Below are 9,044 nucleotides of genomic sequence, written 5' to 3' on the forward strand. Positions count from 1 at the left end.
ACCATTAGGAAGTATTTTTCGCCGATTTGTCCCATCTTTCTATGCCAAAAAACAAAAAACATGATTTCCTGTTATTACAAAGGAAACCATGTTTTTTTCTAAACCAAAAGCGAGTAAAGTGATTGATTTTGCTGAAGGTTGATATAGTTTTGGTCAAACTGTTCAATTCGTGACAGTAATGCGGGTAGATCTTTTTTGTGTTTCAACAAGATTCCCAGCATTACTGGTCCTGTTCCACGATTGATTTTTTTCGTATATTCAAACCTCGTGATATCATCATCAGGCCCTAATACATGGCTAACAAATTCCTTCAACGCACCGGGACGTTGCGGGAAGTTGACGATAAAATAATGTTTCAATCCTTGATAAATCAGTGATTTCTCTTCGATCTCAGCCATGCGGGAACTATCATTGTTGCCGCCACTCACAATACAGACGACTGTTTTGCCTTTGATTTGCTCTTTGATCAGCTCCAAGGCTGCCACACTCAAGGCACCAGCTGGTTCAGCGACGATCGCTTGTTTGCTGTATAATTCTAAAATCGTTTGGCAGATTGCACCTTCTTCCACCGTTACCAATTGATCTACGTAGCGTTTGGCATGAGCATAGGTTTGAGCTCCGACTTGTTTGACTGCCGCACCATCCACAAAGGTTTCAATATGCTCTAAAGCCACCGGTCCTTGGTGATCAAAGGCTGCTTGCATCGAGGCCGCTCCTACAGGTTCTGCTCCAACAACTTTTATCTTCGGTTGCTTTTCTTTCAAATAGGCTGCGGTTCCGCTGATCAAGCCACCACCGCCAATGGCAGCCACCACCAAATCGATCGTTACTTGTTTCTTTTCAGCATCAGCCAACATTTCCACAGCTACTGTTCCTTGTCCTGCGATAATATTGGGATCATCAAAAGGAGCAATGAAAGCCATTTGTTCTTCTTTGGCAAATTGTTTGGCAGCCTGCGCCGCCGCATCAAAGGTATCTCCCACCAATTCGATCTTGACGTAGTCACCGCCGAAAAAGAGCACTTGCGCGATTTTTTGTTGCGGGGTCGTTGTCGGCATGAAAATGACCGCATGGATCTGCTGTTCTTGACAGGTATAAGCAACGCCTTGGGCATGATTCCCAGCACTGGCACAGACGACCCCACGACGAGTTAGTTCAGGATCTGCCTGGGTGATCGCATAGTAGGCACCTCGTAATTTGAAGGAGCGGACTTTTTGCAAGTCCTCTCGTTTCAATAAAACCGTCGCTTGGTATTTTTTAGATAAAAAGCGATCATATTGCAGCGGTGTATGACTAACTGCTCCCCGCAGTCGCTCGTAGGCTTGTTCGATTGCAGAAACTGTCACCAACAAATGCGCCACCTCTAATCTTTCGCAACAAACGGCATCATTTTCCGTAATTCGCTACCGACTTTTTCAATTTGATGGTTGCCGTTTTCTTCACGCATTTTATGGAATTCAGGGAAGCCATTTTGATTATCCTCAATGAATCCTTTCGCGAATTGACCATTTTGGATATCTGTCAATACGGCTTTCATGTTCTCTTTGGCTTGCGCGGTGATCACCCGTGCACCGGAAACGTAATCGCCATACTCTGCCGTATTTGAGATCGAATGGCGCATTTTTTTGAAGCCTCCTTCATAAATCAAGTCAACGATCAGTTTCAATTCATGACAAACTTCAAAATACGCCAATTCCGGTTGGTACCCGGCTTCTACCAATGTTTCAAAGCCAGCTTCGATCATACTGGTCAAACCGCCACAAAGCACGGCTTGTTCCCCAAAGAGATCGGTTTCGGTCTCTTCTTTAAAGGTGGTTTCCAAAACACCGACCCGTGTGGCACCAATGCCTTTTGCATAAGATAAAGCTGTCGCTTGTGCGTTGCCAGTTGCATCTTGATAGACTGCAAACAAGGCTGGCACCGCAAACCCTTCGGTAAAGGTTCGGCGCACCAAGTGGCCCGGTCCTTTAGGCGCAACTAGAAACACATCCACCTCTTTTGGCGGCGCGATCACATCAAAATGAATATTGAAACCATGCGCAAATGCCAATGCGTTACCGGCAGAAAGATTCGGTTCGATCTCATTTTTATACAACGATCCTTGGATCTCATCGGGTGCCAAGATCATGACTACGTCCGCTTTTTGTGTGGCTTCGGCTACTGGAAAGACCTCGAACCCGTCGTTTCTTGCAGCTTCTGCTGACTTTCCTTCACGAATGCCGATAAAGACTTCATGGCCTGTGTCCCGTAAATTTTGCGCATGGGCATGCCCTTGAGAGCCATAGCCGATGATCGCAATCTTCTTGTCTCCTAGATTATCTGTAACTTCCTCGTTGTAATATACTTTTACCATACTTGTTTCCTCCGAATTCTTTCTTTATTTTAAGCAATTCAAAATTGCACTTACCCTCTTGTAAAACCCGTGACCCCTGTTCGTGCCAATTGTTTGATCCCATAGGGACGCAAAACTTCGATGCATGCTTCTACCTTTTTTGTATCGCCGGCAACTTGCACAACGATCGTTTTCAGTGCGACATCGACAATGTGCGCTCGAAACGGATCGATCACTGCTTGGATCTCCGAGCGGCTGGTAGTTGGTGCATTGACTTTGATCAGCACCAGCTCCCGTTCGATATGAGGAATTTCTGTGATATCAGAAACCTTCAAGACATCGATCTGTTTGTTCAGATGCTTAGTCACTTGTTCTGTTTCTGCCAAATCGTTCACGTTGACAATGATCGTCATTCGTGAAAATTCTGGCCGTTCCGTTGTGCCGACAGAGATACTCTCGATATTGACCTGTCGGCGGTTTAAGACACTCGTAATGCGGCTCAAAACACCTGCTTCATTATGAACGATTGCTGCTAATACCCGTTTCATCTCCTTAGACCCCCATCATTTCATGATTGGCTTTCCCCGGTGGAATCATCGGCAGCACGTGCTCTGAGGGCGAGACCATTACTTCGATCAGCTGCGGTCCTGATTGAGAAAAAGCTGCTGCCAATTGATCTGCCAGTTGCTCTGGGGCATCGATCCGACAGCCTTCGATGCCGTAAGCTTGTGCCAGTTTAACAAAATCAGGTTGTTGTGCAAAAACAGAGGCAGAGCGTCGTTTGCCATGAAAGGTTTCTTGCCATTGACGGACCATTCCTAACGAACGATTGTTCAACAAAACAAATTTGACATTCAAGCCATACTCATTCAAAATCGCAAATTCTTGGTTCGTCATTTGAAATCCACCATCGCCAACAAACACCACGACCATTTTTTCTGGATGAGCAAATTGGACACCAATTCCCGCAGGGATCCCATAGCCCATCGTGCCCAGTCCGCCACTGGTAATCAATTGTTTAGGAAAGCGAAACGGATAATACTGCGCGACCCACATTTGATGCTGCCCAACATCGGTAATGACGTAAGCCTCTCCTTTGGTCAAACGTCCTACTTCTTCGATGACCTTTTGCGGTTTGATTTCTTGTGTCTGAGTGCGATCATAGCGATAAGGTTTTTCCTTTTTCCGTTTTTGGCATAGATCCAACCAGTCAGACCATGTTCCTCTTGTTGGCTTATAGCGCAGCATTTGTTGCAAAGCAGCCTTGGCATCGCCAACGATTGGGATCTTAGTTTCTACGATCTTGCCGATCTCTACTGGGTCGATATCGATATGAGCAACGATCGCCTGCTTGCCGAACTGACTGCCGGCCGTTGCTAAACGATCATCGAAGCGAGAGCCGATATTGATAATCAAATCGGCTTCCGATAAAGCCATGTTCGCCGCATAGGTGCCATGCATACCGCCCATGCCCAAGAAAAATTGATGATCACTTGGCAGCAAGCCTAAGCCGAGCAACGTTGTGACTGTCGGCAACTTGTACTTGGCAATAAATGCATTTAGTTCAGCCGCAGCTTCGGCAGCGATCACGCCTGCACCCACCAGTACCACTGGTCGCTGTGCTTTTTCTAGAACTTGCATCAATTTTTCGATTTGCAGACGAGATGGCTCTGCAGTCGGTTGATAGCTTTTCCTTGTGATCGGCAACGAGCAGGTTTCGGCGGTTTCTTGTAAGGTAATATCTTTCGGAAGGTCGATGACAACTGGTCCCTTACGACCAGTTGAAGCGATGTGAAAGGCTTCAGCGATCACTTTCGGCAACTCATCGACACAGCGGACTTGGTAGTTGTGTTTCGTGATCGGCAACGTGATACCTAGAATATCCGCTTCTTGAAAAGCGTCTTTGCCAATTCCTGGTACGGCCACTTGCCCCGTGATAACCACCAACGGTACGGAATCACTCATGGCATCGGCAATGCCCGTAACAACATTCGTAGCACCTGGTCCGCTAGTCACTAAAACGACCCCCACATTACCAGTAGCTTTGGCATAGCCTTCAGCGGCGTGGATCGCCCCTTGCTCGTGACGCGTCAAAATATTTGGAATCGCTGCATCATATAATTGGTCATATAACGGTAAGACGGCGCCACCCGGATAGCCAAAGATCATCTCGACGCCTTGCTCTTGCAGGCTGTCCACTAACACTTGCGCGCCAGTCCTTAGATGCGATGCTTGATACTCGATATTTTCCATTGCTACTCCTCCTCATCAGGTACTCGCATAATCCCGCCCGTATTCGCAGAGGTCACTAAAGCGGTATAACGTGCAAGCCAGCCTTTCTTCACTTTCGAACGAAATTTTGGTCGTTCTTGCGCACGCGTGGCAAGTTCTTCTTCTGAAACTTGCAGATTTAGCGTCCGATTTGGCAAATCAATTATGATTTCATCACCGTCGTTGACTAGCCCTAGTGGGCCCCCAGCTGCAGCTTCTGGCGAAATATGGCCAACCGCGATTCCTCGGGTCGCTCCTGAAAAGCGGCCATCTGTGATCAAGGCGACATCTTTGCCTAACCCACGACCAACGATACTTGAGGTAGGCGCCAGCATTTCTGGCATACCTGGTCCTCCTTTCGGACCCTCATAGCGGATCACTACAACATGTCCTTTTTGTACGGTATGGTTGTCGATGGCAGCAACTGCTTCATCATGAGAATCAAAACAGATCGCTTTCCCTTTGAATACTTGGACACTTGGATCGACCCCACCGACCTTGATGACACTGCCTTCTGGGGCGATATTGCCGTACAAGATCGATAGCCCCCCCACAGGACTATACGGGTTTTCTTTGGGATGAATGACTTCTTCGTTGTGGATCTTCGCTTCAGCGACATTTTCTCGTAACGTCTTACCGGTAACAGTCGGTCGATCGGGATGAATCGCTCCCTCGATATCACAAAGCTCCCTTATGATTGCCGAAACGCCGCCAGCTTCATGGACATCGTGCATCGAATAGGCTGATGATGGCGCTATTTTTGAGAGATAAGGCACTCTTTTAGCGATTTCATTGACCCGTCTTAAGTCATAGTCAATCTCTGCTTCATTGGCGATCGCTAAGGTATGCAGCACTGTGTTGGTGGAACCCCCCATCGCCATGTCTAAAGCGAAGGCATCATCAATAGCTTCTTTGGTCACGATGTCGCGAGGCTTGACTTGTTTTTCAACAAGATCCATCAACTTAAAGGCGGCTTGTCTAACTAGTTCTCGTCGCTCTTGAGACACAGCGAGGATCGTGCCATTGCCTGGCATTGCCAATCCTAAGATTTCTAAGAGGCAATTCATCGAGTTGGCAGTAAACATCCCTGCGCAGGAGCCGCAAGTCGGACAGGCATTTTGTTCCATAAACTCAAAATCTTCTTTTGTCATATTACCCGTCTTGTACGTCCCAACGGCTTCAAACATGGAAGATAAGGTTATTTGATGTCCCCGAGGATCAATGCCGGCTTTCATCGGACCGCCGGAACAAAAGATTCCTGGTACGTTGGTCCGCATCGCTGCTAAAATCATGCCAGGAGTGATCTTGTCACAATTTGGGATATAAAATACGCCGTCAAACCAGTGGGCATTGATGACGGTTTCTGCAGAATCAGCGATCAATTCTCGGCTAGGTAGCGAATAACGCATGCCAATATGTCCCATCGCAATGCCATCATCCACGCCGATCGTATTGAACTCAAAAGGGATGCCGCCAGCTTCACGAATCGCTTCTTTAGCGATATCTGCTAACTCCCGTAAATGCACATGTCCGGGTACGATATCGATATAGGAATTACATATCGCGATAAATGGTTTGTTCATATCATGGATATTTTTAACTTGTCCTGTGGCATAGAGCAGACTCCTAGCTGGCGCTGCATCGATCCCTTTTTTAATTTGATCACTTCTCACACTCATCATCTCCTGCATTTTGGAATAAAAAAAGCATCCCGGTTATAAAAAACTGGGATGCTTTGCCAGAATCCCATTTTACTTACGCAAATAGGACTCAAACAAACGGATAATTTTTGCTTCCGTGTTCTAAGTCCTGGTATCAATAATAATGACTAATAAATATTGATTAAAATTACGCATAGAAAATGGCTCCTTCATTAGAAATAGTAACGTTCTTGTAATTGTTTACCAATATACCCTTTGCAAAAACACTTGTCAACGAATTTTCTGAATTTTTTTTCAATAATGACAATTCTATCAAGCCCATTCTAACATTGGATGTCATTTAATCGGTTTCCCGTTTTTGTTAAGATCTCTTTTGTATCAAGGGTGATTATATCCAAATGTGAGTAAGCATTGGCGCTAAGTGTTTTTTTTAGATCAAAAGAAAAACAAACTATTATTTTGAATTTTCTGACAATAAGATGTGATTGCTTGCTTTCCAGATGACAACCGCATGGGAACAACCAATATTTAAGTAAAAGAAAAAACCCTTGATTACTCAAGGGTTTCTACAAGACTCAATTATTTCACTGCGTCTTTTAATTAAATCATTTCCTTACTACTATATACTGGTGTTTTTTCGCATCAAATAAGGAAGATTTAACATCACATACTGTTAAAAATATTTGACTGGTATGGACTAGTGGACAGTTTATGCCCCTTTTTTGCCCCTTTAAATAGCATAAATATCTAAATAATTAATCTAGTGTTCGCTTTACAACGAGAACGTTCGTTCGTATAATTCTTGCAAGGAGTGATTGATATGCAAATACCACTTGCGCACCAACAGACATATGCTTTCGAACGATACTATTATGAATTCATCGAACGAATGGGCCCAGCTCATCTATTATACGATCAATTCGTTAGAACTATGGAGAACTTCGGAAAACCCTATTTTACCGTCCCCTCAAGCTACAGTGGTTCCCCAGAAGAATTAGCTTATGTATTTAAGAAAGACGGAGAAAACTATCTATTTGATCACGTTAGGACACAAGAAAAGATTCTCCGAAAATACGATCCTAAAAAAAAGTATAAACCCGGCGGCAACTGATATGAACATAATCAGTCAATATGAGCAAGGCTACCTATCTCTTTCGGAATTTACAAATGAGTTTCCTGACTCTATCTCTGAATCACAGGAAGCTTTGTTCGGCGCAAAATGTGTCGAGTTTTATGTTGCTGTCACTTTAGGTAAAACGGATTGTCGCTATTATGTACAGACTTATGGAGGCGATTGTTATGAATTCGATGAAAGGCTATGTATCGAAGATACGAGTACTGAAGATGAGCAAGACCCCTTTGGTGCGGTTCTCGCTTGATAATGTGAACTGTTTGATTGCGGCGCATAGTTTAAACTTTCTAGCCGATGTGGATGAGGGAATGCAAATTGTGGTTGCTGGTGAGTATAACGATCGCAAACAGTTTGTTGTGAAGAAGTATAGTGTTCTTGGCAAAACGAAGATTATGATTGAATTTGAAGCAATGAAAAAAGCTTCCTACTCTAATTGAGTAAGGAGCTTTTTACGTTCTCTTTCTGTTCGTATGGACTTAGTAATATAATCTCCTTATCAGTCAGTGGTCGGCTGAAATACTGATAAGGAGGTGAAAACATGGGTCAAAACGATTTCTTTGAATCATTTAATAGAAAGTATCCTGCTATTACTCAAGAACAAGAAAAGCTTAATTCTATAGTAGAAGAAATATCCGACTATTGGACTCAAATTTATAGACAATTATTAAATACGAAGCACGACGTTTTTATAAATATGAGGAATAGCTTTGAATTTAGTGCATGGACATCTTTTACTATAGATAATAGAACTCTTAAAGCTGAGAGAGTTGACAATAAAGTTGAGATATTCTTGGAAGTATCAGGTGTCAAGCAACCAGATGTCTATAGTGTTTATTTAGAATCTGATAAACCTATTTTCAGTAAGACAAAATCTGATTTCACAGTTAATGATTTAGACTTTCTGTTAGAGAATCTACTCGACTCATAGATATAGAAAAAGGGCTGAAATTAATGCCCTTTTTCTATATCTCCTAAAAAACAGCTAATTTCCGACAAACTTTTAACTTTGATTTTTCTTCCATTGATTATGTTATCATCAATCACAGTTTTTCCGTTAATGTGTATCTTCCCACCCTCAATTTTGGCATCCCCTTCATAACTGTTAATATGGTTAATGATAGTTTCAGCATTTTCTAGGCTAGCAATTCTCGTTTCTAAAGATTCAATCTTTTTCAATAATTCTTGCGTTGTCATAACAATTCATCTCCTTTGTTTTTATTTTTTCACCAATTTAATTTGAATACCTTCGAGACGTTTGGCTTTACCAGTTGTTCCAGCAACTTCACCATCTTTGACCCAACCAGTCCATCCGATACCTTGCACGTGGACACGATATTGAATACTGTACTTCTTAGCCAATTCTGTATCACAGATACGAATGCGGACTGCTTCCATTCGCAAAGATTCTCCTTTGGTACCTTGGGATCCTTTGCGATAGCCAAGCCACCCTTTTCTTTGAATATGGGTATTTATTTCAATCGGCGATCCTTTTCCATCGTACAAAACTTCGAGCCACTCGGCACGCAATGCTTTACCGGTTGTCCCAGCTGTAACACCTTCTTTGACGTACCCCAATGTCCCACCTTTGTACTTATTGTTCGACTGAACATGCATACGATAACCCAGACCACCAATTTTATCTTTTGAT

10 protein-coding genes and 1 pseudogene are annotated in these 9,044 nt (G+C 43.6%); 4 read left to right on the forward strand and 7 right to left on the reverse strand.

Annotated elements, in window-relative coordinates:
• Positions 1 to 98 precede the first annotated feature (98 nt).
• The 5 genes from ilvA to ilvD are packed head-to-tail and all read right to left on the reverse strand — an operon-like array spanning position 99 to position 6,276.
• The gene (gene ilvA, locus IAE45_RS05320; RefSeq protein WP_233618966.1) at positions 99 to 1,352 is read right to left on the reverse strand and encodes a threonine ammonia-lyase IlvA; all 1,254 of its coding nucleotides are present in this window, start codon (positions 1,350 to 1,352) and stop codon (positions 99 to 101) included.
• An 11-nt stretch (positions 1,353 to 1,363) separates the two neighbouring features.
• On the reverse strand, positions 1,364 to 2,353 hold the full coding sequence (ilvC, locus tag IAE45_RS05325) for a ketol-acid reductoisomerase (RefSeq protein WP_077452642.1): 990 nt from the start codon (positions 2,351 to 2,353) through the stop codon (positions 1,364 to 1,366).
• A gap of 50 nt (positions 2,354 to 2,403) precedes the next feature.
• A complete protein-coding gene (gene ilvN, locus IAE45_RS05330) occupies positions 2,404 to 2,880 on the reverse strand; it encodes an acetolactate synthase small subunit (protein ID WP_077452643.1) in 477 nt (158 codons plus the stop codon).
• A 4-nt stretch (positions 2,881 to 2,884) separates the two neighbouring features.
• Complete coding sequence (gene ilvB / locus IAE45_RS05335) at positions 2,885 to 4,585, reverse strand: biosynthetic-type acetolactate synthase large subunit (protein WP_200125288.1); 1,701 nt, start codon at positions 4,583 to 4,585, stop codon at positions 2,885 to 2,887.
• 2 nt (positions 4,586 to 4,587) lie between these two features.
• The gene (gene ilvD / locus IAE45_RS05340; RefSeq protein WP_096742425.1) at positions 4,588 to 6,276 is read right to left on the reverse strand and encodes a dihydroxy-acid dehydratase; all 1,689 of its coding nucleotides are present in this window, start codon (positions 6,274 to 6,276) and stop codon (positions 4,588 to 4,590) included.
• 808 nt (positions 6,277 to 7,084) lie between these two features.
• Between ilvD and IAE45_RS05345 the strand changes: the two genes are divergently transcribed.
• The 4 genes from IAE45_RS05345 to IAE45_RS05355 all read left to right on the forward strand — a co-directional run bounded on the left by IAE45_RS05345 (position 7,085) and on the right by IAE45_RS05355 (position 8,324).
• Positions 7,085 to 7,375 (forward strand): DUF5960 family protein, encoded by a 291-nt coding sequence (locus IAE45_RS05345; RefSeq protein WP_200125290.1) that lies wholly within the window; start codon positions 7,085 to 7,087, stop codon positions 7,373 to 7,375.
• A 1-nt stretch (position 7,376) separates the two neighbouring features.
• Positions 7,377 to 7,643: a hypothetical protein gene (locus IAE45_RS18850; RefSeq protein WP_200125292.1), complete on the forward strand. Its 267-nt coding sequence runs from the start codon at positions 7,377 to 7,379 to the stop codon at positions 7,641 to 7,643.
• Complete coding sequence (locus tag IAE45_RS05350) at positions 7,564 to 7,833, forward strand: hypothetical protein (protein ID WP_200125294.1); 270 nt, start codon at positions 7,564 to 7,566, stop codon at positions 7,831 to 7,833. The genes IAE45_RS18850 and IAE45_RS05350 overlap by 80 nt, the downstream gene beginning before the upstream one ends.
• Before the next feature lie 101 nt (positions 7,834 to 7,934).
• A complete protein-coding gene (locus IAE45_RS05355; protein WP_200125296.1) occupies positions 7,935 to 8,324 on the forward strand; it encodes a hypothetical protein in 390 nt (129 codons plus the stop codon).
• A gap of 20 nt (positions 8,325 to 8,344) precedes the next feature.
• Here IAE45_RS05355 and IAE45_RS05360 read toward each other — a convergent pair whose 3' ends face one another.
• Positions 8,345 to 8,590: a hypothetical protein gene (locus tag IAE45_RS05360; RefSeq protein ID WP_200125297.1), complete on the reverse strand. Its 246-nt coding sequence runs from the start codon at positions 8,588 to 8,590 to the stop codon at positions 8,345 to 8,347.
• Between the two features lie 21 nt (positions 8,591 to 8,611).
• A pseudogene (locus IAE45_RS05365) lies at positions 8,612 to 9,044 on the reverse strand (C39 family peptidase); the annotation flags it as partial.

The sequence above is a fragment of the Enterococcus sp. S53 genome, from assembly GCF_016516865.1.
In the GTDB taxonomy this organism is placed as follows: Bacteria; Bacillota; Bacilli; order Lactobacillales; family Enterococcaceae; genus Enterococcus_D; species Enterococcus_D innesii.

Coding starts and splice junctions, on each gene's coding strand:
- IAE45_RS05350 (WP_200125294.1), top strand. CDS start 7,564: ATGAATTCGATGAAAGGCTATGTATCGAAGATACGAGTACTGAAGATG.
- IAE45_RS05355 (WP_200125296.1), top strand. CDS start 7,935: ATGGGTCAAAACGATTTCTTTGAATCATTTAATAGAAAGTATCCTGCT.
- ilvC (WP_077452642.1), bottom strand. CDS start 2,353: ATGGTAAAAGTATATTACAACGAGGAAGTTACAGATAATCTAGGAGAC.
- IAE45_RS18850 (WP_200125292.1), top strand. CDS start 7,377: ATGAACATAATCAGTCAATATGAGCAAGGCTACCTATCTCTTTCGGAA.
- IAE45_RS05360 (WP_200125297.1), bottom strand. CDS start 8,590: ATGACAACGCAAGAATTATTGAAAAAGATTGAATCTTTAGAAACGAGA.
- ilvB (WP_200125288.1), bottom strand. CDS start 4,585: ATGGAAAATATCGAGTATCAAGCATCGCATCTAAGGACTGGCGCGCAA.
- IAE45_RS05345 (WP_200125290.1), top strand. CDS start 7,085: ATGCAAATACCACTTGCGCACCAACAGACATATGCTTTCGAACGATAC.
- ilvN (WP_077452643.1), bottom strand. CDS start 2,880: ATGAAACGGGTATTAGCAGCAATCGTTCATAATGAAGCAGGTGTTTTG.